29 protein-coding genes and 1 tRNA gene are annotated in these 26760 nt (G+C 37.0%); 17 read left to right on the top strand and 13 right to left on the bottom strand.

Features of this window, described 5'->3' with window-relative positions:
- Window positions 1-23: 23 nt before the first annotated feature.
- Window positions 24-1361: an alkaline phosphatase D family protein gene (locus tag DCC35_RS00420; protein ID WP_137088918.1), complete on the bottom strand. Its 1338-nt coding sequence runs from the start codon at window positions 1359-1361 to the stop codon at window positions 24-26.
- 105 nt (window positions 1362-1466) lie between these two features.
- Here DCC35_RS00420 and DCC35_RS00415 point away from each other — a divergent pair, with 105 nt between their 5' ends.
- Complete coding sequence (locus DCC35_RS00415; RefSeq protein ID WP_137088917.1) at window positions 1467-4007, top strand: M14 family metallopeptidase; 2541 nt, start codon at window positions 1467-1469, stop codon at window positions 4005-4007.
- 72 nt (window positions 4008-4079) lie between these two features.
- Window positions 4080-4586 carry a hypothetical protein gene (locus DCC35_RS00410; RefSeq protein ID WP_137088916.1) on the top strand — a complete coding sequence of 169 codons (507 nt, stop codon included), beginning with the start codon at window positions 4080-4082 and terminating at the stop codon, window positions 4584-4586.
- A 1-nt stretch (window position 4587) separates the two neighbouring features.
- Here the strand turns inward: DCC35_RS00410 and DCC35_RS00405 are convergent, their stop codons facing one another.
- The 4 genes from DCC35_RS00405 to DCC35_RS00390 all read right to left on the bottom strand — a co-directional run bounded on the left by DCC35_RS00405 (window position 4588) and on the right by DCC35_RS00390 (window position 6812).
- Entirely contained in the window at window positions 4588-4860 is a 273-nt protein-coding gene (locus DCC35_RS00405; RefSeq protein ID WP_137088915.1) for an acylphosphatase, read from the bottom strand.
- Window positions 4857-5531, bottom strand: a complete 675-nt coding sequence (deoC, locus tag DCC35_RS00400) for a deoxyribose-phosphate aldolase (protein WP_137088914.1) — start codon at window positions 5529-5531, stop codon at window positions 4857-4859. Before deoC ends, DCC35_RS00405 begins: the two co-directional genes overlap by 4 nt.
- A gap of 64 nt (window positions 5532-5595) precedes the next feature.
- The gene (locus DCC35_RS00395; protein ID WP_137088913.1) at window positions 5596-6426 is read right to left on the bottom strand and encodes a hypothetical protein; all 831 of its coding nucleotides are present in this window, start codon (window positions 6424-6426) and stop codon (window positions 5596-5598) included.
- Window positions 6408-6812 carry a hypothetical protein gene (locus tag DCC35_RS00390; protein WP_137088912.1) on the bottom strand — a complete coding sequence of 135 codons (405 nt, stop codon included), beginning with the start codon at window positions 6810-6812 and terminating at the stop codon, window positions 6408-6410. The genes DCC35_RS00395 and DCC35_RS00390 overlap by 19 nt, the downstream gene beginning before the upstream one ends.
- 109 nt (window positions 6813-6921) lie before the next feature.
- Between DCC35_RS00390 and DCC35_RS00385 the strand changes: the two genes are divergently transcribed.
- The 4 genes from DCC35_RS00385 to DCC35_RS00370 all read left to right on the top strand — a co-directional run bounded on the left by DCC35_RS00385 (window position 6922) and on the right by DCC35_RS00370 (window position 9466).
- On the top strand, window positions 6922-7521 hold the full coding sequence (locus DCC35_RS00385) for a DnaJ-like cysteine-rich domain-containing protein (RefSeq protein WP_137088911.1): 600 nt from the start codon (window positions 6922-6924) through the stop codon (window positions 7519-7521).
- Between the two features lie 7 nt (window positions 7522-7528).
- Complete coding sequence (locus tag DCC35_RS00380) at window positions 7529-8098, top strand: hypothetical protein (protein WP_137088910.1); 570 nt, start codon at window positions 7529-7531, stop codon at window positions 8096-8098.
- A 72-nt stretch (window positions 8099-8170) separates the two neighbouring features.
- Entirely contained in the window at window positions 8171-8545 is a 375-nt protein-coding gene (locus DCC35_RS00375) for a co-chaperone GroES (protein WP_137088909.1), read from the top strand.
- A gap of 3 nt (window positions 8546-8548) precedes the next feature.
- Window positions 8549-9466: an aldo/keto reductase gene (locus DCC35_RS00370; RefSeq protein WP_137088908.1), complete on the top strand. Its 918-nt coding sequence runs from the start codon at window positions 8549-8551 to the stop codon at window positions 9464-9466.
- On the opposite strand, the gene DCC35_RS00365 is transcribed toward DCC35_RS00370, so the two are convergent.
- Window positions 9463-9873, bottom strand: coding sequence for a tellurite resistance TerB family protein (locus DCC35_RS00365; protein WP_137088907.1), 411 nt, complete (start codon window positions 9871-9873; stop codon window positions 9463-9465). The genes DCC35_RS00370 and DCC35_RS00365 overlap by 4 nt on opposite strands.
- A 214-nt stretch (window positions 9874-10087) precedes the next feature.
- On the opposite strand from DCC35_RS00365, the gene DCC35_RS00360 reads away from it, so the two are divergent.
- From DCC35_RS00360 to DCC35_RS00320, 9 genes are all read left to right on the top strand, one after another.
- A complete protein-coding gene (locus DCC35_RS00360; protein ID WP_137088906.1) occupies window positions 10088-11449 on the top strand; it encodes an OmpA family protein in 1362 nt (453 codons plus the stop codon).
- Between the two features lie 102 nt (window positions 11450-11551).
- The gene (locus DCC35_RS00355; RefSeq protein WP_137088905.1) at window positions 11552-12757 is read left to right on the top strand and encodes a J domain-containing protein; all 1206 of its coding nucleotides are present in this window, start codon (window positions 11552-11554) and stop codon (window positions 12755-12757) included.
- The gene (locus tag DCC35_RS00350; RefSeq protein WP_175402667.1) at window positions 12754-13896 is read left to right on the top strand and encodes a flavin-containing monooxygenase; all 1143 of its coding nucleotides are present in this window, start codon (window positions 12754-12756) and stop codon (window positions 13894-13896) included. Before DCC35_RS00355 ends, DCC35_RS00350 begins: the two co-directional genes overlap by 4 nt.
- 45 nt (window positions 13897-13941) lie before the next feature.
- Complete coding sequence (locus DCC35_RS00345; RefSeq protein WP_137088903.1) at window positions 13942-15177, top strand: 4-hydroxy-3-methylbut-2-enyl diphosphate reductase; 1236 nt, start codon at window positions 13942-13944, stop codon at window positions 15175-15177.
- Complete coding sequence (locus tag DCC35_RS00340; protein ID WP_137088902.1) at window positions 15174-15404, top strand: cytochrome b5 domain-containing protein; 231 nt, start codon at window positions 15174-15176, stop codon at window positions 15402-15404. The genes DCC35_RS00345 and DCC35_RS00340 overlap by 4 nt, the downstream gene beginning before the upstream one ends.
- Window positions 15401-15778: a hypothetical protein gene (locus DCC35_RS00335; RefSeq protein WP_137088901.1), complete on the top strand. Its 378-nt coding sequence runs from the start codon at window positions 15401-15403 to the stop codon at window positions 15776-15778. The genes DCC35_RS00340 and DCC35_RS00335 overlap by 4 nt, the downstream gene beginning before the upstream one ends.
- A gap of 65 nt (window positions 15779-15843) precedes the next feature.
- Window positions 15844-16065, top strand: coding sequence for a hypothetical protein (locus tag DCC35_RS00330; RefSeq protein ID WP_137088900.1), 222 nt, complete (start codon window positions 15844-15846; stop codon window positions 16063-16065).
- 190 nt (window positions 16066-16255) lie between these two features.
- Window positions 16256-17065, top strand: a complete 810-nt coding sequence (murQ, locus tag DCC35_RS00325; RefSeq protein WP_137088899.1) for an N-acetylmuramic acid 6-phosphate etherase — start codon at window positions 16256-16258, stop codon at window positions 17063-17065.
- A gap of 5 nt (window positions 17066-17070) precedes the next feature.
- Entirely contained in the window at window positions 17071-17640 is a 570-nt protein-coding gene (locus DCC35_RS00320; RefSeq protein WP_137088898.1) for a hypothetical protein, read from the top strand.
- Here DCC35_RS00320 and DCC35_RS00315 read toward each other — a convergent pair.
- The 4 genes from DCC35_RS00315 to era all read right to left on the bottom strand — a co-directional run bounded on the left by DCC35_RS00315 (window position 17637) and on the right by era (window position 20899).
- On the bottom strand, window positions 17637-18269 hold the full coding sequence (locus DCC35_RS00315) for a SprT-like domain-containing protein (RefSeq protein WP_137088897.1): 633 nt from the start codon (window positions 18267-18269) through the stop codon (window positions 17637-17639). The genes DCC35_RS00320 and DCC35_RS00315 overlap by 4 nt on opposite strands.
- Before the next feature lie 72 nt (window positions 18270-18341).
- The gene (locus DCC35_RS00310; RefSeq protein WP_137088896.1) at window positions 18342-18620 is read right to left on the bottom strand and encodes a hypothetical protein; all 279 of its coding nucleotides are present in this window, start codon (window positions 18618-18620) and stop codon (window positions 18342-18344) included.
- 62 nt (window positions 18621-18682) lie between these two features.
- Window positions 18683-19996: a ribosome biogenesis GTPase Der gene (der, locus tag DCC35_RS00305; RefSeq protein ID WP_137088895.1), complete on the bottom strand. Its 1314-nt coding sequence runs from the start codon at window positions 19994-19996 to the stop codon at window positions 18683-18685.
- A gap of 9 nt (window positions 19997-20005) precedes the next feature.
- Window positions 20006-20899 (bottom strand): GTPase Era, encoded by an 894-nt coding sequence (gene era, locus DCC35_RS00300; RefSeq protein WP_137088894.1) that lies wholly within the window; start codon window positions 20897-20899, stop codon window positions 20006-20008.
- Between the two features lie 106 nt (window positions 20900-21005).
- Between era and DCC35_RS00295 the strand changes: the two genes are divergently transcribed.
- Both DCC35_RS00295 and DCC35_RS00290 read left to right on the top strand, forming a co-directional pair.
- Window positions 21006-21078: transfer RNA gene (locus DCC35_RS00295), tRNA-Met, on the top strand.
- Between the two features lie 387 nt (window positions 21079-21465).
- Complete coding sequence (locus DCC35_RS00290; protein ID WP_137088893.1) at window positions 21466-21717, top strand: GIY-YIG nuclease family protein; 252 nt, start codon at window positions 21466-21468, stop codon at window positions 21715-21717.
- Window positions 21718-22060: 343 nt separating this feature from the next.
- Here the strand turns inward: DCC35_RS00290 and DCC35_RS00285 are convergent, their stop codons facing one another.
- From DCC35_RS00285 to DCC35_RS00275, 3 genes are all read right to left on the bottom strand, one after another.
- Window positions 22061-24919 (bottom strand): T9SS type A sorting domain-containing protein, encoded by a 2859-nt coding sequence (locus DCC35_RS00285; protein ID WP_137088892.1) that lies wholly within the window; start codon window positions 24917-24919, stop codon window positions 22061-22063.
- 3 nt (window positions 24920-24922) lie between these two features.
- Window positions 24923-25336, bottom strand: a complete 414-nt coding sequence (locus tag DCC35_RS00280; RefSeq protein WP_137088891.1) for a hypothetical protein — start codon at window positions 25334-25336, stop codon at window positions 24923-24925.
- A 767-nt stretch (window positions 25337-26103) separates the two neighbouring features.
- The gene (locus DCC35_RS00275) at window positions 26104-26646 is read right to left on the bottom strand and encodes a hypothetical protein (RefSeq protein WP_137088890.1); all 543 of its coding nucleotides are present in this window, start codon (window positions 26644-26646) and stop codon (window positions 26104-26106) included.
- Between the last annotated feature and the right edge of the window lie 114 nt (window positions 26647-26760).

The following is a 26760-nucleotide window of genomic DNA, read 5'->3' as shown; positions in this document are numbered from 1 at the left end:
CTTAATTGCTCAGGCATCTGAATTTATCTTTTAGTGGAAAGTTCTTCTGCAGTAATTTCTTTTTCCCATTTCAATTCCCCATTAACTCCTTTGACCTTAATGTTCAAAACTCTTTCTGTTCGAGGTCCTGAAACTGTAAAAATTCCGTAGTTATGTTCATTAACTATCGTTTCTTCGAGTAGATATTTATTGTTATATGGAGGTTTTAAAGCATAAGTTCCCGCAGTAAGGCTGCTAACCGTTATTTCGTATAGAGGATAATACCCATCTCTTTCCATTTTATTCATTTCTGTGTGATGGATATCACCGCTTAATATGACGATGCCCGGGACGTTTATTTCTCTTAACATCTTAAGGAACTTCTGTCTTTCTTCCTCAAAAGTAGAAAACCTTTCAAATCTTGGATTCTCAGGGAGGGCCTGTCCACCCATAACGATGAACTTGAAAGATGCATGGCTTCCTACCAGGGCTTCCCTTAGCCATAGTAGTTGTTTTTCTCCAAATATTTGTCTGTCTTCATAATCCCAGTCATCATTTGCTGACCTGAACCACCTGTTGTCAAGCATAAAAAATTCGACATCCTGCCATGGAAAAACATTAGTAACACCCTCTCCCTCGATTAGTCCGGTATTCAAATTACCCCAGAAAAGATTGAAAGCTTCTTCTGTCATATGTTTACCCCAATAGCTTCTGTCAGCATCATTAGGGCCATAATCGTGGTCATCCCAAATAGCATAATGATGGGTGTTAGCTAATAATGGCTGTAACTCAGGCAGAGACCTTGTATGAGTATATCTGTGGTAAATTCCCGATCGGCTATTCCAGTCTACCTCCCTTAAATAAGTATTGTCTCCCATCCAGACCATGAAATCCGGATCATCTTTATGAATTGAAGTCAGAATTTCGAAATCACTTCCATAGGGTTTACCCGGCCTGTCAACTTCCTTTTCATTTACATAAAAGCAACTACCTGCAGCAAATGATAATTCAGGAGGATCTTTTCTCCATTGCCAGAGAGTCTGTGTCTGAAAAGACATTTCATAACCCGGCTTGAACGCTTTACCATTTATATATGGAGTGTATTCGTATTCTTTGCCCTCTTCCAGGTTTTTGACTATGATTTTAGCAACAAAAGCGTTTTCCTCACTTGTTTCTACAGTTGCAGTCTGAAAGTTTTTAGAACTTCCTTTTTCACTATATTTAAAATACACCTCTGCTTGTTCTTCAGTCTGAATCCAGAGAAGGACCTCCTTCATTGTAGAATATCCGACCATTGGACCGGACTGGACCTTTTGTGCATTGATGTTTAAACAAGAAAATAGTAATATCAGAAAACAATAAGCGCTGTTTCTTTTTTTCATTATGTTGATCGTTTGATCCAAATTTAACATTTAGTCGGTTATATTTAAGCGTGAAGATGTGAATAAGTGATATTTTAATAATTAAATAACATAAAACATTTATTAATGAATCGTATTTCAATATTAGTCTTATTTTTTCTCTGTTGCCAAAATGTGTTTAGCCAGGTTGAGCTTTCATATTATCTTCCTGAAGGGCAATCTTACGATGAGTCCGTTGTTAAGCCTTCAGAAGTTCTTGGTTTTGAGGTGGGAGAATGGCATGCATCACATGACAAAATAGTGAGTTATGCTTATGAATTATCAGAATCCAGCCCACGTGTTAAGTTATTCAAAACCGGGGAGACATACGAAAAAAGGCCAACCTTATTGATGGTTATTTCTCACCCTGATAATATAGCTCGGCTTGATGAAATTAAACAGAAGCGAGCTCTGATTACAGATGGAGACCCTTCTAATGATCCCAACTTGTCTGATATTCCTTTAGTAGTATGGATGGGATATTCTGTTCATGGTAATGAGGCTAGTGGGGCAAATGCGGGCTTATTATCTGCTTATCACTTTGCCGCAGGTCAGGGAGAAGTTCTGGAAGACCTAAAAGATGTCGTAATATTGATTGATCCCGCCATAAACCCTGATGGAATACAGCGATTTTCCACCTGGGTGAATTCAAATAGAAATCTAACAGAAACTGCAGACCCTAATCACAGGGAGTTTGACGAAAGTTATCCACGAGGAAGAACCAACCACTACTGGTTTGACTTAAACAGAGACTGGTTGCCAGTTCAATTACCTTCTTCAAAAGCCCGAATTGCATATTTCCAACAATGGATGCCTAATGTTTTAACCGATCACCACGAGATGGGATCTAATAGTACCTTTTTCTTCCAGCCGGGTATCCCGCAAAGAACACACCCTCTAACTCCGGGAATGAATCAGGATCTTACTGAACGCATTGGTGAATTTCATGCGGAAGCACTCGATAAAATCGGAAGCTTATATTATACAAAGGAAAGCTTTGATGATTTTTATTATGGAAAAGGAAGTACCTATCCTGATATCCAGGGAAGTATTGGTATATTATTCGAACAAGCTTCAGCAAGAGGGCATGCACAAAAGACTGTTAATGGGATATTGAGATTTCCTTTCGGTATAAGAAATCAATTTACTACCTCTTTGAGCACTTTTCGTGCAGCAAAAGAATTAAAAGAAGAGCTTTTAAGATATCAATCTGAATTTTATGATAATAGTCTGGAAGATGCTTCTGATGATTCCAAAACAGGATTGATATTTGGTGCTGAACACGATCCGGTCAGAGCAAGGAATCTGGCTGAGATTTTTAAAAGACATAATGTTAAAATCTACGAAACAGCTAAGGATTATTCTGCTAATGGTAAAAAATATAAAAAAGGAGAGGCTTATGTGGTTCCCTTCGACCAGCCTAAATACAGGTTGATCAAAGCAATGACTGAAACCCGGACAGAATTTACTGACAGCTTATTTTATGATATTTCGGCATGGAGTTATTTATTATCCTTTAATCTCGATCATAATTATTTTGAACGAAATATCGATAGCAACCTGATTGGAAATGAATTTACATTAGAAGAGGAATCAAGACCTGATATTTCACCCTCAGATTATGCTTATATAATAGATTGGAGAGATTATTACTCTCCAGCGATGGCATATCAGTTGCTAAATAAGGGTGTCAGGATAAAATATAGTGCCAAGAAGTTTACCTTACCTGATGGGTCAGTTATGCCTGAAGGAACATTAATAGTACCGGTGGAAAACCAGCAGTTAAGTTCTGATCAGATTTTTACCCTGGTAAATGAGTATCAAAAGAATTATCAGATAAAGGTTCATGGGGTGAATACAGGGTATACTCAAGGAATAAACCTGGGAAGTCCAAACATGGACAATTTGAGTAAACCAAACGTATTACTGGTTGCAGGAGATGGTGTAAACTCTTACGATGCCGGTGAAATCTGGCATCTGTTTGATGTCAGAATGGAAATGCCTGTTACCATAGTGGCTCCTGATCGATTGGATAATATAAATCTTAGTAAGTATTCTGTGATCGTGATGCCTGACGGGTCTTACAGAACTGTAGACGGAGGAGGTAAATCTCTTAAGCAATGGGTGCAAAGTGGAGGAATGATTGTAGCAATGAGAGATGCAGGAGGATACTTAAAAAAGCTGGGTTTAAATAATGCTGAATATACAAAAGAAGAAGATGACACAACCCAGGTTCAAATTCCGTATGCATTGAGACACAGGTACCGGGGGGCTCAATATATTGGGGGAAATATTTTTAAAGCAAACCTGGATTTGACTCATCCACTGGCATATGGCTATTCTGATTCAGAACTTCCCATGTTCCGTAGAAATACAACGGTAATGGAGGTGTCAAAAAAGAATCCATATGTAAATCCGGTTACCTATACATCTGATCCGTTGATGAGCGGTTATATTTCAACAGAAAACCTGGAAAGACTTTCAGAAACAGCGGCGGTTCACGTTTCACGTTATGGTGGCGGGAAGGTTATTGTTTTTTCTGACAACCTGAATTTCAGGGCTTTCTGGTATGGTACAAATAAAATGTTTCTTAATGCTGTATTTTTTGGAAAAAATATCGGCAGGTAACAGTTATTAAAGGGAATATTTTCCGGTTTTTAATGAAAAAATCATATTTTTGTTTTCGAAAGTGAACCGATTATGTTGAGATATTTTCCACTTGATAAAAATTATATTTTAAAAGAAGCTCAGTCAGATTCTACTGATGAGCTTCTTTTAAGAATGGTCAATAAAGTGAAGGAAACTTATTGCAGGCTGCACAATCCTTTAGGATTGATCGACAATACGATTGAAAAGATACAATCATATCAACCTGAAGACCTTTCACATCTAAAATCATTTTATCTTGCCATAGCAGGTGTTTACCGGTATAAGTTTGCTACAGATAATCAGCTTTTTTTAAATTTTGATGGGCGTTCTCATTATGAAATCTATTTGCAGGAATGGGCAGATGGGCTTGATTTCATGATTGATGACCTTGCTCTGAAACAACCTGTGTTTTTAAAGATCATGCTTGAGTTAACAGTTTTTAATGATGGAAACAAAAATCATGAATTACTGACTTACAGGCTAAATAATCTTCTCAAAGAAAATTTTGATGTACAGATCAGAAAGAAAAGAGGTGCACAGGCTTATAAAATAGCCTGATTTAATGCACGATATCAAAAGACATTTCGTGAGCAGGCTGGTTTAATTCAATTACACTCACATTTTCTACGTTGGCTTCTTCAGGTCCTGTTTTGCACCATTCAATTAATTGCTGAATTTTCATTTCTTCTCCTGAAACTTCAATATAAACAGATCCGTCTTTTTGGTTTTTGACATACCCTTTTAATCCAAGACTTCTGGCTTTATCTCTTGTGGAAGCTCTAAAAAATACCCCCTGAACTTTTCCGGTTATTGTAATGCAAACAGTTTTCATGCTTTGGTCCCTTTTTTATATTCTTCCATTATTTTGATTCCCTTACTTGTACCTATTCTATCTGCGCCTGCTTTAATCATTTTAATAGCCTCTTCGTATGAGGAAATTCCCCCTGAAGCTTTGATGCCTACATTTGAAGGCAGACAGTCACGCATAGTAATAATATCATTTGTTTGTGCTCCACTTGGTGCAAACCCTGTTGACGTCTTAACAAAATCAACCCCGGCATCAGCACAGATTTTTGAGACAGTTCTTATTTCGTCTTCATTAAGATAGGCTGTTTCAATGATTACTTTGAGTATTTTAAAATTGTCGTGAGCGAGAGAAGCGCATTTAGCTATTTCGATCTTAGGCCAGATCATTCCTGCTTTAAAGGAAGAAATATTAAAAACGAGATCAATTTCGTCCACACCGTCATCGATCATTTTTTTCATTTCTTCAATCTTAGTTTCAGTCATCTGGTAACCAAGCGGAAACCCTACAACACTTACCAGTTGAATGTCCTGATCGCCGATTTCTCTTTTTGCTTTTTTAACCCAAAAAGGAGGAAGGCAAATACCTAAAAATTCATTTTCTGCAGCTTCCTCTACGAGGCTGTATACATCGTTATCGGTAAAGGTGGGTGATAGTTTGGTATGTTCTATAAACCTATTAATTTTTATGTCGTCCATTTTCAAATGTTTCTCATCTAATTTATGAAAAGATCACTGGAAGGTGGAGTTTTTGTATGTCTATTTATCTGAATTGTATATGGAAATGATCATCATGTCTTACAGAATGACAACCTTGAAATCTAACCAGCGGATGGTCGAGTGACCATTTCTTTCTTAAATAGGGTTCGACAAAGATTTTTTCAAGCCTTTGTGCTTTCAATAATCTCCTGGCTACTGCTGCATTTAATTTATCGTTGATGTTTAGCTCATTGTAATAATTTGTAAAAGGAAGTTTTTCAGTTATTCCATAGACTGTTCCGGCATTGGGGCATACCTGTTTCGGAGTATAGTCTGGGTTTACATAATTACCATAGCCCCAAATAGAAGGTAACTTTGTTGATATTTGATTGTCTTTTGAATAAGTAAATGCGATATCTACTTTCTTGCCATCATCATGACTTAAATGTGGAATAAGTGGGAATCCGTTTATAAATGGAAAGTTTGCGTCCAGATAAATCATTTGATAACCTTTATTCTCAATTGCAATATCCTGGGCAGCGCTAATTAATTCCTGTTTTACTAAAGGAGATACATAGTGCCTGTTTGTTATTACAGTAAACCAATTTGCTGGTTTCAGGTAAGGATGATTTACAGGTAAGGGGACTCTTCCGCCATACGATGAAAACCAGGGTAGTAAAACACCGGAAACCAGCGCATAAATAGTGATAAAAGCTAATAGACTCTTTTTATAACTAGATGTTAGTCGGTAAACTAAAACTGAAAAAAGATATAATACTCCACCAACCTGGCTGATAATAGTGAGAAGTAAAAAAAATATCAGGTGAAATAAAGACCAAAAATGGTTTTTCGAATTTTTATGCTTTCTTTTCTTTTTTAATGAACGATTCCGCATTCTTCACAATATTTACGCTTGCCCTTTTTTCTTTTTTTTGGCTTTTTATCATGGCCGAAAAAAGAAGGATCACTGTATTTAGGTAATTTTCGAAGCTTTTGATTTTCTCTTAGCTTATCTGCATTAGTTTGCATGCGAATATAGTGTTCGTTAATCAATCTATCATAATAATCATTGATCGTTTCTGATCCGGATACAGTTTCTTTTTCGGCCGCAGTAGCAAAAACAGGAAGCTTGGAACTTCTTACAGCCATAAAAATCTCTATTGCTTCTTCATCTGTGAGTTTTTCAACTGAAGGGCCTCTCGAGTTATCCTGATTTTGTGAGAATAAAGGGACTGAAACTAGCGTTATAATTATCGTATAAAAAAGAGCTCTAAATTGCATGATTTTGAATTTTTAACATATTATTCTTCTAGTAGTACGTTAGAAACGATACATTTCGTATATCTTTAATTAAATTATATTGGAGTTTAGAGTGATTAAAAAGATAAAAGTGCAGCGAATAACATTTTTTATTTTACTATTTAATTTTGCGTTTTTAACCGCTTTTAGCCAGGATGTCAGGTCTAGAAATGAACTGATTTTACTGCAAAAAATGGATGATGCTAAGGTAGCGATGAGTGAAGGTCATTATATCGAGGCTGATAAAAATTTAAAGGAGGTTATTAAAGGCCTGGCGGTTCTTCCGGCTGAACTAACCTATTTGTTTGGTAAAAACAGTTATTACCTTGGGAAGTATAAGCAAAGTATTAACTGGCTGAGTAAGTATATTGAATTGAAAGGTACGTCAGGAAAAGATTATTATGATGCTGCCCAATTTCTGGAAAAGGCAGAAAAGGCTTATAAAGAGGGAATGGATTCTGATGAACCGATACTTTCTCCTGAAAGTATAGAAGTTGTAAGAGTAAATAGTATTGATTGTGCAGATCCGAATGCGACAATAACCTGTCCTGTATGCAATGGAGAAGGTGTCATAATTCGTCAGGGGCCATTGCATAAAACATATAACCCCTGTAATTACTGTGATGAAACAGGATATATGAAATGTGAGGATTATAATCGATTGTTGAATGGAAACCTGATCACTAAATAAATATAATGTGAAAAAATTTATCTATCTGGCTGTTTTTATGATGTGCCTTGGTGTTGTGGTATACCAATATGTAATCCCTATGTGGCTGGCTAATCAGCTTAATGACACCCAGGGGGCAGATATTTCACTATTGCCTGAGAAAGTTCAAAAGGATGTTCGGGTTGCCCAGAAAGAGTTTAATGTTACCATTGATAAGTTTGAGGAAGTTAAAGATTCGATGCCTGAAGAAGTTGAAAAAGTTTCCTCAGATGAACTGATTAAGTTTATCGATAAGGTTAAAGTAAGTGAGATGAAAGCGGCAGTCAGGGCACTTAGTGAATCTGAATTTAATACTACTGAAGAGGCCTGGGATATAGGGATGGAGAATGTTTCTCTTGGTGAAGAGGAAACGAAGAAGTTTAAACCTTATTATGATGCTGTTTTTACAACAGATAAGATCAGAAAAATTGTCGCCACCCTTGAAGAGAATAATTTATTAAACTCATTAAGCGGCCCGGTCATTAAACAAACTGCCAAAGAGTTTATCAGGAATAATTCTAAAAAAATCGACGATGTAGAGCCAGAGAAAATAAAATAGTTTTTTCTTTAACTACAATGTTATTTTATTGAATTATAAATTTGCCTCCAGGTGCAATAATTTGATAAAGAAATGCATATAACACCAGATAATAAATTTAAAAGACTCATCGTCGTTGGAGACCGGGTATTGATTAAGCCGGTTAAAGCTGAAGAAAAGACTGCCAGTGGTTTATTTCTACCACCCGGAGTCAGGGAAAAAGAAAAAATTCAAACAGGATATGTAATGAAGACCGGGCCCGGATATCCTATTCCTATGCCCGGCGAGGAAGAAGAGCTATGGAAGGGCGAGAAAGAATCAATTAAATACATTCCTTTACAGGCCCGGGAAGGTGATCTTGCTATTTTTCTTCAAAAAGGAGCAGTTGAGTTGGAATACGATAATGAAAAATATTTTATTGTACCACAGGCTTCAATTTTAATGCTGGAACGAGAAGAAGACCTTTAGAATATGGAAAAGTGTCCAAGGATAGAATTATCAGAGAACGGGCCTGAATTTTCAAGACTTGTAGCCGGAGTGTGGAAATGGGGTGAATGGGGACATAATTTCAGCCCGGTACAGGTTTCAGAGCTTATTAAAGATTCTGTTGAAGCAGGAATCACAACCTTTGATCATGCGGATATTTATGGTGATTATACCGATGAAGCGCTTTTTGGTAAAGCGTTTGAGTTAACGGGGTTTAATCGTGATGATATTGAGTTGGTTTCCAAATGTGGAATTAAAATGGTTTCGCCTAACAGGCCAGACCATAGTATAAAAAGTTATGATTATTCTGAAGGTCATATTGTAAAATCAGTCGAGCGGAGTTTGCAAAATTTGAAAACTGATTATCTCGATCTATTGCTTTTGCACAGACCAAGTCCTTTAATGGATCCACATATAATTGCCGGCGCATTTAATAAATTGAAACACGAAGGAAAAGTGATCAATTTTGGTGTTTCGAATTTCACCCCTTCTCAATTTTCGATGTTAAATTCAGTTTTCCCCTTAGTAACAAACCAGGTTCAAATTTCTCCACTTCATTTAGATTGCCTTACAGATGGTACGCTTGATCAATGCATTGAAAAAAAGATTAAGCCTATGGCCTGGTCGCCACTAGGTAGTAGTGGTATGTTCAGTGAGGATTTATCAGATCCAAGGACTGCCAGAGTTAAAGATAGAATTACAAAGATCGCTGAGAAGTATAAAGTGGGGATAGATGTAATAATTTTAGCCTGGCATTTGAAGCATCCTTCAGGTATTCTTCCGGTACTTGGTACAGGTAAAGGTTCAAGACTTAGAAATGCCTTGAAAGCATTTCAAATCGATTTATCGAATGAGGAATGGTTTGATGTTTATTCAGCGTCACTTGGTCAGGATATTCCTTAAGCCTTATTTACCAGGTATTTTTTCGCTTTATTATGGAGCATATTGATATCAGCAGAGATTGATGGATCACTATATACGTGCGCTGATAATTCACTAACGACAGTTGGATTAAACCCTAGCTTTTTAGCGATATTCTGACAATGTTTTATTTCCTTGAAGGTAATCCGTCTATCTGCTTTCATCAGCAGGATAATGTTATATAGATATTCGAACTTTTGATCAAAAGTAAGGGCTTCAAGCTTTCCCGATGGTTTAGGCTCAGCAATATAGTTTTTCACTGTATCATGATCGATTCCATTTCCTTCAGCTATCCTTAGAATCAAGGATAATTCATCCGGGTGTAATTCCCCATCAGATTTTGCAATTTCGATTAAAATACGAAGTTGCTTTTCATTGCTAAATATCATTATTCCTCCTTTTTTATGTCAACTAATATATAGAATTAAATTGATTTTTAATATACCGGTGATTTCTCCACTATTACCAGTTGATGAAAATATTCGATCAATGAGGTGAAAATGTCGATGCAAGTATGGTTTTGGGTTATTTTAAATATTCCGGGCTAATAATTTGTACTATATTTGATTTCATTTTTTTAGAATATTTAGCTTTTGAAGTGCTATGGCAAGGACAGTATTCTTTTTTTTACTATGCTTTTTATGTGTTGCTCAATCAATTTTCGCCCAGGAAACTCAGCAAATCAATCTTGAAAGGGGACTGATTGCTCATTTTCCATTGAATGAAGGGCCCGATGATGTAACCGGAAATGAAATAACCGGTACAGTTAATGGAGCAAAATTAGAAGAATCATGCCGATGTGGCAGTAATGCATATTTTTTCGACGGTATTGACGATTACATTGAGTATGATGATAAATACCAGGTATTGAATGGAAGCCGCAGTGGTATGACAATTTCTTTTTGGTTCAGGCCAACAAGGCTTTATAGTGAAGACTTTGGTCTTATTCTTGGTAAATGGGCTTTTGATAAGCACCGTGATCAGTTTGCTGCATTTTTTAATATTGAAAATCTAATTTCCTTTACCGTTGCTGACGGAGTTAACTACGAAACAGGGGTGTACGGAAGAACGAGATATGGTATTGAAGACTGGCGTCATGTAATATTGGTATGGAATAAATCAGGAAAAATGGGAGTCTTTGTCGACGGGGAGATGGATCGGATCGATCGACAACATGGCGATGGATACAACGGAGTTTCTGATGTGACTTTCAAATTAGGAAGGCAAATAGTTGGTCAGGACAGGCCTTACGAAGGATATATCGATGAAATAAAAATATGGAGGCGTAGTCTGAGTTTTGCTGAAATTGATGCTCTTTGGGCAGAAGAAAAGTCATTTTGTAATAAGATGATGATTGTCGGTAAAACGATAGATGAAAATACTTTAACACCAATATCAGCTGAAGTCACTTTTGAGGATCTTAAAACAGGAAGATCGATAGGTTCGATGATAACTGAAGAAGGTCTGGGTGATTATGAAAAGCAAGTAGATATAGGCGGTAAGTATGCATTTTATGCAAAAGCTAAAGGATATTTACCTGCTTCATTTAATATTGATACAAAGGAGTATCGACCTAATGAAGAGATAGTTCAGGATATATATCTTGTTCCAATACAGGTGGGAAGTATCTTGAGACTGAATAATATCTTTTTTGACTACGATAAGGCGACTTTAAGAGACGAGTCCAGATTTGAACTGGATAGATTGATTGAAATATTTGAAGAAAATCCGGGGATGAGAGTTGAGCTTGGAGGACATACCGATGGCGATGGATCAGATGCTTATAATAAGAAACTGAGTGATAGAAGAGCCAATTCTGTACGAACATATTTGATTGGAAAAGGTATCTCTGAAGATAGAATTGAGGCAGTAGGATATGGTGAATCAAAGCCTGTTGCGGATAACTTTACAGAGGAAGGAAAGCAGGAAAACCGCCGCGTAGAGTTTAAGATCATTGATTTGTAATTTTTAAAGGTTCTTTAATTTAACCGAAAATAAACCCGGCTCTTTGACCGGGTTTTTATATTTTTATATAAGGAGACAGGGGGATTTAGCGTTTTATTGACAATGCAGACTTTATACTCCATACTATCAATTTCTGAGAGCGCAGACATGCATGAGATAAAGTCTGCTTATAAACGACTGGCCAAAAAATACCACCCTGATGTAAATCCAAATAACCCTCGTGCCGAAGCGCTATTTAAAGATATTCTGAATGCCTATCAAATATTATCCGACCCGCAATCAAAAAAGATATATGATGACAAGCTGAAATATCAGCGGTATGAAGAGCAGGTCAGGACTTATCGAACCAATGTAACCAGAAACTATAGAAGAAGGTCAAAAAACACTTTCAGACCACCTAATCCTTTTTCAAAAGGAGGCAAACATTTATCTCCTGAAGAAAATAAAAGGGCGACCATTTATGCATTTAGTATTGTGATGGTGATTTTTGTTTTAGTATTTATTACTAAGACCAGTTATGATTGGTATAATGAATACATTTTCGAAAAAAAGCTTGAGCCAATTACTCAGGCAATGGATGATGTAGGAAAAAAAGATACTCCAGAAGCCTTTAACGAAGTTTTTTCAGCTTTTGCAAGCATACCTGAAAAAGATCGTCTTGCGATAAACTGGGAATGGAGAAGGATTGAAGCATTAAATTACTTAAATCAGCGAGCAGATTTCCATTTTGAAGAACAAAACTATTCACGGGCTTATCAGTTATATAATTTATATCTGGATCAGGGAGGAGTATTCCTCATCAGAATTGGAAAAAACATGATCCAGTGCATGCAGGCAATAGGTAATAAAAAAGATTTGATAAAGGCACTTGAGAGAGTTGCCAAGGCTGATTCTACAGGAGTGACAGTAGCTTTTAAGACAGCCAGAATTTATTTAGAAGATTTAAATGATACAACTAAAGCTCTTTCATATTTCAGGCTCGCGCGTAAACGAATTGAAAGGAGTTACGAACAAATATATGGAAAGGCCTGGTTTGTAATAATGCCTCCCAGAAATGTACCTGATTTACATGCAGAAGTGTATTTGAATTATGGTCTATTATTATTACAGAAGGGCTATTTTTTAAGAGCCAGGAAAGTGTTTAGTTGGCTTATTTATATTCGAAACTTAAATCCATATGGATTTCTTTATCGGGGATACTGTCATCTCGAACAGAATAATATGGAGTCTGCCTGCAGAGATTTTCGAAAAGCTGCAACCCTGGGAAATCAGGAGGCATATGAAGAATATAAAAACTTTTGCTTGTGACTGAAACTGACGTAGTAATTATTGGTGCAGGTCCTGCCGGTCTGGCAGTTGGAGCATTATTGAGACAGGCTGGCATTTCATTTGTTATCATCGAAAAAAATGATTCTGTAGGTAGTAGCTGGAAAGGCCATTACGACAGATTGCGTCTACATACATCCAAGAAATATTCACATTTGCCGGGTCTTCCCTTTCCTGAGTCCTACCCCGATTTCGTTCCTAAACAAGATTTTGCTGATTACCTGGATATATATGCAACCAGATATGGAATTGAACCGATTTTCGGTGAGGAGGTAATTCGTGTGGCCAAAGAGCAAAATAATAACGTATTTATCGTTGAGACAGATAATGGCAACTTATGGGTTTCAAAATCAGTGATTATATGCACAGGATTTAACAGGAAGCCGGTAATGCCTAAGCCTGATGGATATGATATTTTTAAGGGCCCACAAATTCATAGTTCTGATTATGAAAATGGAAATGTTTTTAGTGATCAAAATGTGATGGTTGTAGGCATGGGTAATACGGGCGCAGAGATAGCAATGGATTTATCCGATCATGGGGCAAAAACTTTTGTCTCAGTCCGCAACCCGATAAATGTAGTTCCTCTTGAATTTAGAGGGCGACCAACACAGCATACCAATATAATCCTTAATAAGTATCTCCCTTCTTTTATAACCGATATGATAGGGAATATTATTAAAAATTGTCATTATCATGATATGACTAAGTATGGGTTGAATATTGATAAAAAGTCTCCTGGTAAAATGCTTAGAAAAGAAGGAAAAACCCCGGTGATAGATCAGGGTACTATGGATTATATCCGTCAGGGTAAAATCGAGGTCAAGCCTGAGCTCACTAAAGTAAGAGAACACTGGGCCTGGTTTTGTGATGAAAGCATGATAGATATCGATGCCATTATATTTGCTACCGGCTTTAAATCGGCAGTGGAGGAATTTGTAGAGGGAGGTGAAGAACTTCTCAATCCGTATGGAAACCCTTATTCTGCTATCCCCGGAGGCCAATGGTCCGGAATGTATTTTCTGGGTTTTAATGCATATAAGAGTGGGATTTTATATAGCATTCAAAAAGAAAGTCCTAAAATTGTAAATCATTTGAAAGAATATCTTAGACAGTTCTAAAGAGCTATTAACTTTGAAGGTTCATTCTCGTTAAGAAAAAGAAGTATGAAAAAATTTGATATACCAAGCTTTTATAGGAGTCCGATAATTTCTAAAATCAAGGACCTGCGTAAGCTAAGTGATAGAACCAAAAAAGATTTTACTCCGTCGACCCTGGATTTTGGGCCTGTGCAAATTAATGTAGCCAGACATTTTGGCTTTTGCTATGGTGTAGAAAACGCTATTGAGATAATATACAAGACTGTTAATGAAAATCCCGGCAGGAGGATCTTTCTGTTAAGTGAAATGATCCATAATCCAAAGGTAAATCAGGACCTTCATGAAATGGGAGTCAGGTTTATAATGGATACACAGGGCAATCAGTTTGTTCCATGGGATGAGATCAAAGATGATGATATAGTGGTTATACCGGCTTTTGGTACGACAATTGAAATTGAAGAGCTGCTGAAAGAGAAAAATATCGATGTTAAAAGATTTGATACTACCTGCCCCTTTGTGGTGAAAGTATGGAAAAGAGCAGGAAGCCTTGGTAATGATGATTATACAGTGGTTATCCATGGTAAAAGATATCATGAAGAGACCAGGGCAACATTTTCTCATGCTAAGGAAAGTGCGCCGGCAGTTGTAGTACAAAACATGGAAGAGGCCAGGAAGCTAGAACCTTATATATTAAAACAAAAATCTAAAGAAGAGTTTTACGAGGAATTTGCCGACCGTTATAGTGAAGGATTCGACCCGGAGGTTCATTTTGACCGCATAGGAGTGGTAAATCAAACTACTATGCTAGCAGAGGATACCCAGGAGATTACCGATCACCTGAAAGATATAATGGAATCCAGGGTTGGTACTGAAAATATTAATGACCACTTCGCTAATACCAGGGATACATTATGTTATGCAACTTCCGATAATCAACGTGCTGTAAAAGGTCTTTTAGAAGCTGATGCGGATCTGGCGATTGTAGTTGGAGGTTACAATAGCAGTAATACTTCGCATTTGGTGGATCTATGCAAAGAAAAGCTTCCTACCTATCATATTTCGTCCGCTGATAAAATTCTATCAGATAAATTAATATCTCATTATTTGCATAAGAGCAAAGAAGAAAAAGTCACTGAAGGATACCTTCCAGAAGACAAACCTGCAAGAATTTTGATAACCAGTGGAGCTTCATGTCCTGATGCGATGGTCGATGATATTATCAGAAAGATAGTTGGATATTACGATGATACGTTGTCTGTAGAAGAAGTGATCAAATCTCTGGCGAACCAATATTCAAATTGAAAGAATTAACAAAGTCACAGCTGGCTCTTTACAACGGACAGGATAAAGAGGAAGTGTATGTTGCTTATAAAGGAGATATTTACGATGTTTCCAGTTCCAGGTTGTGGAAAAATGGCAAACACTATGAACATTGGGCGGGGCAGGATCTTACAGATGAGCTACCCGAGGCACCACATACTGAGAAGGTATTTGAACGATTTCAGAAAATTGGTAAAGTAAAAAAATGATCTACATCGTAGACTCCGGTGGGACAGGAGCAGATTGGCGGTTTATTTCTGAAAAAGGAGAGATCAGCCAACTTCGCACAGAAGGATTACAAGCAAATCTATCTTCAGAAGACGATTTTAAAAAGGTCTTCAGCCAAGTAAAAGAACACGCTCAGGAGGTTCCGTCTGAAATTTATTTTTATGGTGCAGGTTGCCAGAGAAAAGAACCGGCTGCATTCGTTGAAAGTAACATCAGGTTTTTTGGAAAGATACTGATATTTATGTTCATGGTGATGTTCTTGCCGCGGCCAGAAGTGCATGTGGGAATTATCCAGGTATTTCTTGTATCCTGGGAACCGGTGCATCTGCAGTATATTTCGATGGAGAGGAAATAGTTAAGATATCACCATCAGTAGGATATATTTTAGGAGATGAAGGGAGCGGAGCAGACCTTGGAAAAATGCTGATCAAAGGCAGGCAGGAAGGTGATATGCCGGATGACCTTGCATCATTTTTTGATAAGCGCTTTGGTGAACCAGATAAAGTATTGTCAGATCTTTACAACGCTGAAAATAAACAACGGTATCTGGCAGGGTTTTCAAAATTCATGATTCAGCACATGGCGAAACCATGGGTGGCACGAATGATCTATTCAAGGTTTGATTTATTTTTAAGCAGTTAAAAAAGTATTTTCCTGAGCAAGTTGATTCACTTCCTGTTCATTTTACGGGAGGAATAGCATTCTATTTTAGTAACTTACTAAGACAGGTTGCCAATGATAATGGCATCGCTGTTAGAAATATTACCGAAACACCGATCGCGGGATTAACCCTTTACCACAAAAGTTTAATTGAAAGAAGTACATCTTAAAAATGAAAGACAGAACGACAGAATCAGACTCATTATATGATAACCTGGAGAATATGCCGATTGGTGAACTTCTGCATTCTATAAATAGGGAAGATAAGAAAGTTCCTGAGGTAGTTGAAGGATGTATTCCCCAGATTGAAAAAATTGTTCTTGAGGTTTCAAAGAGGATGAAGGCCGGAGGCCGATTGTTTTACATCGGAGCCGGTACCAGTGGAAGGCTTGGAATTGTTGATGCATCTGAGTGCCCTCCAACCTTCGGGGTATCACATGATATGGTCATTGGACTTATAGCAGGTGGAGATAGCGCAATTCGTAAAGCGGTAGAATTTGCGGAAGATGATACAGAACAGGCCTGGAAGGACTTAAGTGAATATAATATCGGCCCGAATGATTCAGTAATCGGTATTGCAGCATCAGGAACTACACCCTATGTGATTGGTGGAGTGAAAGACGCCAGGGAAAATGGTTTGTTCACAGGTTGTATTACCTGTAACGATGGCAGTCCACTTGCCCAGGCAGTTGAGGTACCTGTGGAAGCTGTTGTCGGGCCTGAATTTGTCACCGGAAGTACCCGCATGAAAGCAGGTACTGCCCAGAAGCTTATTCTTAATATGATCTCTACAGGCGTGATGATCAGCCTTGGTCGTGTTAAAGGAAACAAGATGGTTGATATGCAACTAAGTAATGATAAGCTTGTCGAGCGAGGGTGTAGGATGTTAATGAATTCATTGAATATTTCCAGAGTAGAGGCCCAGGAACTCCTTTCAAGTTATGGTTCAGTGAGAAAAGTAATTGAGCACTATAAGAAATAATTTTCATGCATGATCTCATTCCATATGAGAACTGGTTGAAATATTATAAGCCGGAAGATGATGAGCGGTCTCCATTTTATGGAAAGACTTATAATTTTGATCTTTATACAGATAATATCTATGGCTATTATATCGATCCTGCCTGGGATTACATAGGTAGCGACACCCTGTATGCCAAGTTGCTTTATGTAGATTACGAAAGAAGTACCTGCATCATTGAATTTATTGGCGAATGGAATGATGCGATTACAAACGACTCCATGCATTTAAAGCGAAATGTTATTGACCCTTTAATTGATGAAGGAATAAATAAGTTTCTTCTTATAGGAGAAAATGTATTTAATTTTCATGGTGATGATGATAGTTATTACGAGGAGTGGTTTGACGATATTGATGATGGCTGGATCTGTGCTGTGGGGTTTCATGAACACGTTTACCAGGAATGGAAAAATTATGGGATTGATTCCTATATAGATTTTGGTGGGTCACTTGAATTGATCAACTGGAGGACTTTTAAGCCGGCAATGTTGATGGAAAGAATCAGTAGAGAGTTTTCAAAAAGACTTGGCCTTTAGGAGTCTGTTGTTACCCTTGCGACTTTGTTGATCAGGTATTTTTTTCCACTCGATACCTCCAGACAGACCACACGAGTTCTGCGGGTTTCTAATTTGCGGTATTTTTTACTTCTGAATATAAAATTCATCCCTAACGGTACGGCATCAAGAAAAGTTATTCCCTCATTATTATCATCATAGGCAGCAAGAGCCATTGATAAATTTGCATCAGCATGAGTAGATGCCTTAGGGTTCTTCATATGTCTTGCCAATAATCTTACAATATCATCCGGAAAAACTGTGTCATTCAAGACCGGTAAAAAAAGTTCTCTAAATTGCTTTTTCCATGTTTGACCATGAGGAGAAACACTGTTACCATGCTTCTTATGCACAGCCAGATGGGCAACTTCGTGAATGTAAGTGATCAGAAATTGATATTTGTTTAGGTTATGATTTACTGAAACCGAATGGATTTTGGTGCCGGGGTCATACCTGTAATCACCCAGTTTGCTTTGTCTGTCTTTAGTGATCTTAAATCGAAAGGAATAAGTAAGCCAGAGTTCAAAGCAATATTCTACAGCGGGCTCCGGTAAATATTTTTCAAAAGTTTTTCTACCGGAAGCATATTTCTTTTTCAGGGCTTCAATCATACGGGAGCAAAGATAAAAAAAAGAGCCCTGATTAAATCAAGGCTCTAAAGTTTTTATAGAAGTGAGTATAAATTACTCAGCAGACTCTTCAGTCACTTCTTCTTCTACTTCTTCAGTAGCTTCTTCAACTTCTTCACCAGCTTCTTCGCCAGCTTCTTCTACTTCTTCAGTAGCTTCTTCAGCTGCTTCTTCTACGTCTTCAGTAGCTTCTTCTACGTTTTCTTCAACTGCAGACTCTTCTGCAGAAACTTCAGTAGCTGCTTCTTCACCTTCTGAAGATGCATTTCCACCACATGAAACCATTGCAGTCATAAATCCTGCTACTAATAATAAGGCAAATAATTTTTTCATCGTGCAAATAAATTTGGTAATTGAACAAAAATATATTGATGGCAACAAAGATAGTGATAAAATTATTTTTTCCTAAAAAAGATTTTTAAAGGAACACCAGTAAATTCAAACTTTTCACGAATTCTATTTTCTAAGAACCTTTGATAAGGAGCTTTGATGTATTGCGGTAAGTTACAGAAAAACGCGAAAGATGGCGTTTTAGACGGTAATTGTGTGATATATTTGATTTTTATATACTTTCCTTTAGTAGCCGGCGGTGGTGTTTTTTCTATTTCTTTTAGTAAAATATCGTTAATTTTTGATGTAGGAATTTTCCTGTTTTTGTTCTCAAATATTTTGACGGCAAGCTCCATTGCCTGAAAAATACGTTGTTTTTCAGTTACCGAAGTAAATATTATTGGGATATATCTCAAATCTCCGATTCGTTCATAAATTCTATCGGCATATTCTTTTGCCGTATTACTTGACTTATCCTGAACCAGATCCCATTTGTTTATCATGATCATTACCCCTTTTCCATATTTCACTGCTAAAGAAATAATGTTAACATCCTGAGATTCTAATCCACGAGTTGCATCTACCATTACAACGCAAACATCACTGTCTTGTAATGCTTGTATTGATCTCATAACAGAATAGAACTCGATATTCTCTTTGACACGTGATTTTCTTCTAATTCCGGCAGTATCTGTAAGAATGAAATTCTGCCCATACATTTTATAGTGAGTGTCAACAGCATCACGAGTGGTGCCTGCTTCTTCATTAACAATACTCCTTACATTTCCTGTGATAGTATTAAGAAAAGAAGATTTACCAGCGTTGGGACGTCCTAATATTGCTATTCGTGGAATACCTTCATGCGGATTTTCATCCCCCTGCTCTTCAAAATGGCTGATAATATGATCAAGAAGATCTCCAGTACCAGAACCACTATTAGCAGAAATCGGAAAGATCTCATCAGTTATTCCAAGAGCATAAAACTCATTGGCCATCATCTGGTATTCCAGGTTATCGGCTTTATTTGCAACAACAACTACTGGTTTGTTAGTTTCCCTGACTACATTAGCAAACTCTTTATCAAGATCAGTCATGCCGACATGGCTGTCAACCATGAAAACAATAACAGAAGCTTCTTCCATCGCAGTTTTTACCTGTTTCCGGATCTCGCCTTCAAACTGATCTGCAGAACCGGTAACATATCCGCCTGTATCTATAACTGTAAAATATTTATCTGTCCAGTGCCCAAAACCGTAATGACGATCACGCGTAACACCCGGTTGATCATCCATAATGGCCTGCTTTTTTTCGATAAGTCGATTGAACAGAGTCGACTTACCTACATTAGGTCGTCCTACTATTGCAACTATATTTGCCATAAGTATTCTTTATTGATTGTTATATCCGAATTTATTCAATTTATTTTGCTTCTTACGCCAGTCTGGCTCTACACGGACATAAGATTCTAAATATACTTTCTTTCCAAAAAATCTTTCAAGATCTTCTCTTGACTGCATTCCTACTTTTTTGATTGATTCACCATTGTGGCCAATTATAATAGCACGTTGTGTTTTTCGCTCAACGTATATTTCCACATAAATTCTGATGATATCATCATCTTCTTCAAAATCAGTACATACGACTTCAGAACTGTAAGGAACTTCCTTCTTATAATTTAAGAAGATTTTTTCCCTGACTATTTCTTCTACGAAAAAACGCTCAGGCCTGTCTGACATTTCATCCTTAGGATAATATGCAGGGTGTTCGGGAAGCTGTTCTAAAATAGCATCAAATAATAATGCGACATTTTCGCTATTTAATGCAGAAACAGTGAAAAACTTATCTGCCTTAAGATGTTTTTGGAGATGTTCGATTTGTTTTGCTACCTGGTCATCCTTTTTCAGGTCAGTCTTATTAACCACTGCAAAAGTAGGAACATCACTATTATTGATCTTTTCTATTATCTGGTCTGCGTCATCGAGGGTTTCAAATGGGTCAGTAACAAATAATAGAATATCAGCATCTTCCAGGGCAGTATGCACAAAGCCCATCATGCTTTTATGTAATTCGTATTGAGGTTTTAGGATTCCTGGTGTATCTGAGAAGACCACCTGGAAGTCATCTCCATTGAGAAGACCCATGATTCGATGTCGGGTTGTTTGAGCCTTAGAAGTGATGATCGATAATTTTTCTCCGATCAACGCATTCATAAGGGTTGATTTACCTACGTTGGGTTTCCCAATTATATTTACAAAGCCGGCTTTGTGATTAGTTTTTGACATAATTAAAAATTTCTTTGCAAAGGTACTTGATTTTATCAGAATTATACCTACCTTTGTACTCCAATTGAGAAACGAAGGAACAAATTTAGTTCCAACAAAGATACATCGCGGGATGGAGCAGTTGGTAGCTCGTCGGGCTCATAACCCGAAGGTCGCAGGTTCGAGTCCTGCTCCCGCTACTACTAAAGCCGGTCATAAAGATCGGCTTTTTTGTTTAAAATACCGGAAAGTATTAGTCGGGCTCATATCCGTCAGCTGACGGACGCAGGTTCGAGTCCTGCTCCCGCTACTACTAAAGCCGGTCATAAAGATCGGCTTTTTTGTTTAAAATACCGGAAAGTATTAGTCGGGCTCATATCCGTCAGCTGACGGACGCAGGTTCGAGTCCTGCTCCCGCTACTACTAAAGCCGGTCATAAAGATCGGCTTTTTTGTTTAAAATACCGGAAAGTATTAGTCGGGCTCATATCCGTCAGCTGACGGACGCAGGTTCGAGTCCTGCTCCCGCTACTACTAAAGCCGGTCATAAAGATCGGCTTTTTTGTTTCAACCAAACCAGAATAATTTATGTTCACCGTTTATGTATTGTATTCAGAGCAATATGATAAACTATACATTGGCTATACCAGTGATTTGGAAGATAGGATCCTTTCCCATAACCAGAAGGCCACCAAAGGTTATACTGTTAGATATCGACCCTGGAAAGTAATTCACACTGAAGAATTTGATGACAAAGGTTTAGCCTTAAAAAGAGAAAAACAGCTCAAATCAAGTAGAGGAAGAAATTTCATCCGAAAGACATATAATTTACTCAGGTAGCTCGTCGGGCTCATATCCGTCAGCTGACGGACGCAGGTTCGAGTCCTGCTCCCGCTCCCGCTACTACTAAAGCCGGTCATAAAGTTCGGCTTTTTTTGTTTCAACCAAACCAAGATACATTATGTTCACCGTTTATGTATTGTATTCTGAGCAATATGATAAACTTTATATCGGTTTTACTAGTGATTTAGAAGATAGAATTTTACCCTATAGCCTAAAGGTAATTAATGATTTCCACTACAAAATATCAGCCAGGAAAAGTCAATCAACCTGAGCTGGGCAGTGAAAAGATAAAAAAAGCGCACTGAAATACAGTACGCCCATTTAAACAGTCATATGATTATTATTCTTTTATAAATCTCAAATATTCCAGATAATTTCCTTTTTTCAAGGTTAAGATATAAATACCATTGTTTAAACTTTCTAACTGAACTTGGATTTTCCCTGAAGAAACTTCGCTATACTTACGGAACCCAACTGATCTACCGTTTGTCTCAAATATTTCTATTTTCATTGGATTGTTACCTTCCTTGAATCTTTCAGTTAGTTGGATATTCAAAGTTGATTTTACCGGATTTGGATAGAATTTGATGGATTCAGTAATGAAATCCCCCGCAATGACCTCAGCAGTTGAAGTTCCTCCTTTTGTTTTTCCATCGTGAATAGTAATTGATCCGCCACCGAGATAGGTTGAGGCATCAGCATTTTCATCTTTACCAAGTTGGTTGTCGTAGATTAAGTTATCTGACATATCCCAAATCTGCATTCGGAAACGATCACCATCTGCTTTAGTGGTTCCATCAATTGCTGAAAGCATGAATTTGTAGCTTCCGGCTCCGTTAATGGTACCCGTACCTTTATACATCGCTTTTTGACCTGCAATTACTAACCAATCATATTCAGCACTGTGGAAATTCATGTTTCCTGCAGTGAATCTGAATTGAGTATTACCGGTTGGAGTAGTTGCTCCTTTTTGGTATTTGGCCACAAAACCAAAATTAGCTTTTCCTTCAGCAAGTGGGTCAGGTGTGTAATAACCCGGATGTGACCAGATATAACCTCCTCCGGTTACAAAACCTCCATAGGCATCATAAATAACTACATACTGGAACATTTTTGTAGCTTCCAATCCACAGGCGTCTGTAATTGTAAGAGAAACTTCATAAACGCCTGGAGTAGAATAAATATGACTGGCAGTTATGTTATTATCTAATATACTACCAATTGAACTCGATCCATCACCCCATGAAAATTCAGCAGCTGATAAGTTGTCATCAGTAAAGGTAGCTGATGCATTCATTTGGGTTTCTAATGGGTTGGGATTAATTGGAAGTGATAAACTATTTATTACCGGATTATCATTAATTATTGTAACAATAGCCTGACCTTTAGCTGTATTTCCATTAACATCTGTCACTGCGAGATTAATAATATTCTCTCCAATATCAGCACAGGTGAAATTCTCCTTGCTTTGAAATAAAGCAATGCCACAAGCATCTGTTGTACCATTATCTAGATGAATAGCTTCCAAATAAGCATTTCCTGTTGCATCAAGATTAAGGGTGATGTTTTTAGTGATTACAGTGGGAGGAATATTATCAACTACGGTCACAATAGCAGGAGCTGAGGCAGTGTTTCCACTGTTGTCAGTTGCTGTTAGAATTACCGTATTTGGTCCAATATTACTACAATCGAAATTGCTAATATCAATTTCAAGTACAGCAATACCTCCTGGGTCTGATGTGCCATCATCAATATCTTGAGCTGTTATTGAAGCATTGCCTTCCACATCAAGCTCGACCGTAATGTCCTTGGTCTTGACAAAAGGAGGGGTATTATCAACTATATTTTCTTTAAGTTGTATAGTCCAATAGTCATCTTGGTTATATCCCTGAAATGATTTATCTCCTCCACTATTTTTAAAAGCAAATGACCTTGTTGAAACTACGATATTACCATATTGGTCTGAAGTAATTCCTTTATCAAAATTTGTAGGGGTTTCTTTGCTTGGTCCTCCAACGGTTTTATCCCAAATGATATTTCCAGATTGATCAATTTTTAGTAACCATAAATCAATACCACCTCTTAAGGACTCTGTTTTGTCGCCGGATATACCAGAACTTGAATATCCTTTAATTAATAAGTTGTTGTCCGATGAAACTATAATATCTGAAGCAAATTCTTCAGTTATCCCACCATAGAGTTTTTGCATTTTGGAATTACCATTCGAGCCATCAAGTTGGATCATCCAAAGATCCCATTTTCGAGCATTTTCGACGGTCTTATCATAACCAATTGTACCAATTCCAGCGCTAAGCAAGTATATATCTCCATTTAATTCTGCAATAGAGGAATTATAATTGAAATTATTAAGTGATTGAATAGTGTTTTCCCATAAAACATTTCCTTTAAAATCTAAACGGACTACCCAGTCATCGTAACCATTAATGGCAGGTTCACTTTTATCGCTACTAGCTGAGGAGAATGAACTACCAGTAATCGTACACCCTCCGGTTGCATTTCCAATGATTTTAGAGACATAATCGTGATCATTTCCGCCTATTGTCCGATCCCATATTTTTTTCCCATAAGGGTCTATTTTAATAATCCAGTAATCATAACCTCCTTTTGGTTTTTCAGATTTATCACCCTCTATGCTTGATTGGGAATAACCGGCAAGAAAATAGTTGCCATCTGCAGATTCCACTATTGATGTTCCGAAATCAGCTTTTCTTCCACCATAAGATTTTTGCCAGATAATATTTCCATCATTGTCAATTCGAATTAGCCAATAATCATATGAGCCTTGATTTGGAGCTGTTTTATTTCCGGTATTGCTTTTTGATATACTGTATCCAAACAATAGTGCACCTCCTGATGGAATTGCTATTGCATCTGTTAATTGATCTTGCCTGTTGCCGCCATAGCTTTTATCCCATAGTTTATTGCCGTTTTTATCACGTTTAACAACCCATCCATCAGTATATGTTTTATCATATTTTTTACTTGTTTTATTCCCTCCATTTAAAATGAAATTATTAACCCAGCCAACTATTAAATAGGATGAATCGGCTAATTGAATTACCTGGTAGGGAATTTCATTTCTACTGGCTCCATCTACTTTCTCCCAGTTGATGGTTGGTTGTTGTGCAACTCCAAAAAGAGGGAGAAAAATTATAATTATCATCATTAAATTTTTCATAGCTTAATGGTTTTCGATATAACTATCAACTAATGTAACCGTGGTCCCGGGAACATAGGGTAGTGGTCCCATGGGTGAGTAATGTGGCATTCTTGTACAATCATAGACTGATTCATCACCGGATTCAAATGTAAAATTGAAATTTCCTTCGTGACTTTCAATACCATCACTGACATCGATGAATACTGTTACCATTGTGATTTCCGGTAATCTTCTTATTAGTTTTAATGCTACTGATGAATTGATGTTTTCCCCCAAGATAACTTCATCTCCGCAAGAAAGCGGAGCAAAGTAAACTGATATCGAATCATTATCTTCCAGAATTTGCCAGTTGATAGTTTCCTGGGCTTCCAGATGTATCGAAATACCAGATAATAGGATTATTATAAGGTAAATTTGGTTCCATAAATTTGTCATGATAGTATTTTTTATGGTTAATTGTATCCTGTGTCCCGATAATCTTACTTCCTGTTCATTATTATTGGCTGGACAAAGGAAGTTTAAGTTGATCAATGACTGATAAATACAGAATTGTAGTTTTACAATCCGGATATTCATGGTAAGATATTATCTGACTGTATTTACCAGATATTGAAATGAAAGAAGTGCTTAAACTAAATTAAATCTTGATGAATTAAACTTTCGTAGTTTCCCCCCCTAATCGTTCTCTCAGAAAGATTTAACCCAGAATGGGTTGTTGTAAGTAGCTCATCTGTCTTATAATTTTTATCCCTGATAATTGGAAAGTTGTCGTTTAGCAAGGAAAGAAATTATAAAGGACAGTTCCCTTATAATATTGATATAGTTGAAAATCTCGGGTATCGATTTCTTTATTTTTGATAAACTATATCTATGCAAATTTAGCAATTTTTCAAGAATTAATGAATTTATATTAAGTAAAATAATGGATTGAATATTAAATAATAATTGATTTTTTTGATTATTTATCCCGGGGTTGAAGGATTAAAGTAAAATTGTAAATTTATAATAGGACTATCCTTTTAAACTGTCAACTTATTTTAGGACGATACAGTCCTCCTCTGGTGCGCGTTGCTTTTTTAGCAAACACGTTCTGTCCATGCTTTTTTATTAGCAGAAAAAATGGTTGATTTTGATTAAGTGATTATCTGGTTTAAAGGGATTTATAAAAAGCCATCAATGTAAACTGAGTAGATTAGAGGTAATCAAAAGGTTTTTCCGATTGCAATTCCTGGTAAGGGAAATATATCTACCCATTCATCGTGAGGGTAAATTTCATCTTTTTCAAACTGCATAATTAAAACTATTTCGGCTCTGAATATAAAACCACCTGGCTTAACAAGTCTGTATCCCAGGTGAGGACTGAATTTACCCCAGGATCTTCTTTGAGGTGTAAAAAATGTTCCAAACTCAAGGTTGTGTTTAGGGCCACCAACAAGAAATGATGGTTTCAGGAATATAATGAGCGGATATTCTCCATAGCCACTATAACCCAGGCCTAAGCCAATACCGGCGCCAGCAGAAAATTGAACAGTTTTATTCAGTCTGTATAGCCTTTCATACACGCCATATAAATAGAGGACATTAAATTCACCATATATAGCATGTCGTGGAGCTTTCTGAAATATACTGTCTGGTACTATTATGTTGTTATAATGAGTTTTTGATTGATTAATTGAATCCTGGTTAAGTTGAGAATAACTTATAAACGATAATAAAAACCCTATTATAAATACCAGGACTTTCATTGTTCTTGAATTGTAATTTAAGTTACTAAGTACTTGAACCTTTTGCTGTGACAGGTGTCACCCTGGGTTATAATAAGGGTTAAAAATATTTCACTAAATAATCTCATCCCATTA

The sequence above is a fragment of the Mangrovivirga cuniculi genome (assembly GCF_005166025.1).
Taxonomy (GTDB): domain Bacteria; phylum Bacteroidota; class Bacteroidia; order Cytophagales; family Cyclobacteriaceae; genus Mangrovivirga; species Mangrovivirga cuniculi.
The sequence above is the reverse complement of the archived record's forward strand: the minus strand, read 5'-3'. Positions and strand labels throughout refer to the sequence as shown.

What these genes read in the sequence shown, in the direction of transcription:
- DCC35_RS00420 (WP_137088918.1), bottom strand. Translation starts at nt 1,361, where the DNA reads ATGAAAAAAAGAAACAGCGCTTATTGTTTTCTGATATTACTATTTTCT.
- DCC35_RS00415 (WP_137088917.1), top strand. Translation starts at nt 1,467, where the DNA reads ATGAATCGTATTTCAATATTAGTCTTATTTTTTCTCTGTTGCCAAAAT.
- DCC35_RS00410 (WP_137088916.1), top strand. Translation starts at nt 4,080, where the DNA reads ATGTTGAGATATTTTCCACTTGATAAAAATTATATTTTAAAAGAAGCT.
- DCC35_RS00405 (WP_137088915.1), bottom strand. Translation starts at nt 4,860, where the DNA reads ATGAAAACTGTTTGCATTACAATAACCGGAAAAGTTCAGGGGGTATTT.
- deoC (WP_137088914.1), bottom strand. Translation starts at nt 5,531, where the DNA reads ATGGACGACATAAAAATTAATAGGTTTATAGAACATACCAAACTATCA.
- DCC35_RS00395 (WP_137088913.1), bottom strand. Translation starts at nt 6,426, where the DNA reads ATGCGGAATCGTTCATTAAAAAAGAAAAGAAAGCATAAAAATTCGAAA.
- DCC35_RS00390 (WP_137088912.1), bottom strand. Translation starts at nt 6,812, where the DNA reads ATGCAATTTAGAGCTCTTTTTTATACGATAATTATAACGCTAGTTTCA.
- DCC35_RS00375 (WP_137088909.1), top strand. Translation starts at nt 8,171, where the DNA reads ATGCATATAACACCAGATAATAAATTTAAAAGACTCATCGTCGTTGGA.
- DCC35_RS00370 (WP_137088908.1), top strand. Translation starts at nt 8,549, where the DNA reads ATGGAAAAGTGTCCAAGGATAGAATTATCAGAGAACGGGCCTGAATTT.
- DCC35_RS00365 (WP_137088907.1), bottom strand. Translation starts at nt 9,873, where the DNA reads ATGATATTTAGCAATGAAAAGCAACTTCGTATTTTAATCGAAATTGCA.
- DCC35_RS00360 (WP_137088906.1), top strand. Translation starts at nt 10,088, where the DNA reads ATGGCAAGGACAGTATTCTTTTTTTTACTATGCTTTTTATGTGTTGCT.
- DCC35_RS00355 (WP_137088905.1), top strand. Translation starts at nt 11,552, where the DNA reads ATGCAGACTTTATACTCCATACTATCAATTTCTGAGAGCGCAGACATG.
- DCC35_RS00345 (WP_137088903.1), top strand. Translation starts at nt 13,942, where the DNA reads ATGAAAAAATTTGATATACCAAGCTTTTATAGGAGTCCGATAATTTCT.
- DCC35_RS00335 (WP_137088901.1), top strand. Translation starts at nt 15,401, where the DNA reads ATGATCTACATCGTAGACTCCGGTGGGACAGGAGCAGATTGGCGGTTT.
- DCC35_RS00330 (WP_137088900.1), top strand. Translation starts at nt 15,844, where the DNA reads ATGCTGATCAAAGGCAGGCAGGAAGGTGATATGCCGGATGACCTTGCA.
- murQ (WP_137088899.1), top strand. Translation starts at nt 16,256, where the DNA reads ATGAAAGACAGAACGACAGAATCAGACTCATTATATGATAACCTGGAG.
- DCC35_RS00320 (WP_137088898.1), top strand. Translation starts at nt 17,071, where the DNA reads ATGCATGATCTCATTCCATATGAGAACTGGTTGAAATATTATAAGCCG.
- DCC35_RS00315 (WP_137088897.1), bottom strand. Translation starts at nt 18,269, where the DNA reads ATGATTGAAGCCCTGAAAAAGAAATATGCTTCCGGTAGAAAAACTTTT.
- DCC35_RS00310 (WP_137088896.1), bottom strand. Translation starts at nt 18,620, where the DNA reads ATGAAAAAATTATTTGCCTTATTATTAGTAGCAGGATTTATGACTGCA.
- der (WP_137088895.1), bottom strand. Translation starts at nt 19,996, where the DNA reads ATGGCAAATATAGTTGCAATAGTAGGACGACCTAATGTAGGTAAGTCG.
- era (WP_137088894.1), bottom strand. Translation starts at nt 20,899, where the DNA reads ATGTCAAAAACTAATCACAAAGCCGGCTTTGTAAATATAATTGGGAAA.
- DCC35_RS00290 (WP_137088893.1), top strand. Translation starts at nt 21,466, where the DNA reads ATGTTCACCGTTTATGTATTGTATTCAGAGCAATATGATAAACTATAC.
- DCC35_RS00285 (WP_137088892.1), bottom strand. Translation starts at nt 24,919, where the DNA reads ATGAAAAATTTAATGATGATAATTATAATTTTTCTCCCTCTTTTTGGA.
- DCC35_RS00280 (WP_137088891.1), bottom strand. Translation starts at nt 25,336, where the DNA reads ATGACAAATTTATGGAACCAAATTTACCTTATAATAATCCTATTATCT.
- DCC35_RS00275 (WP_137088890.1), bottom strand. Translation starts at nt 26,646, where the DNA reads ATGAAAGTCCTGGTATTTATAATAGGGTTTTTATTATCGTTTATAAGT.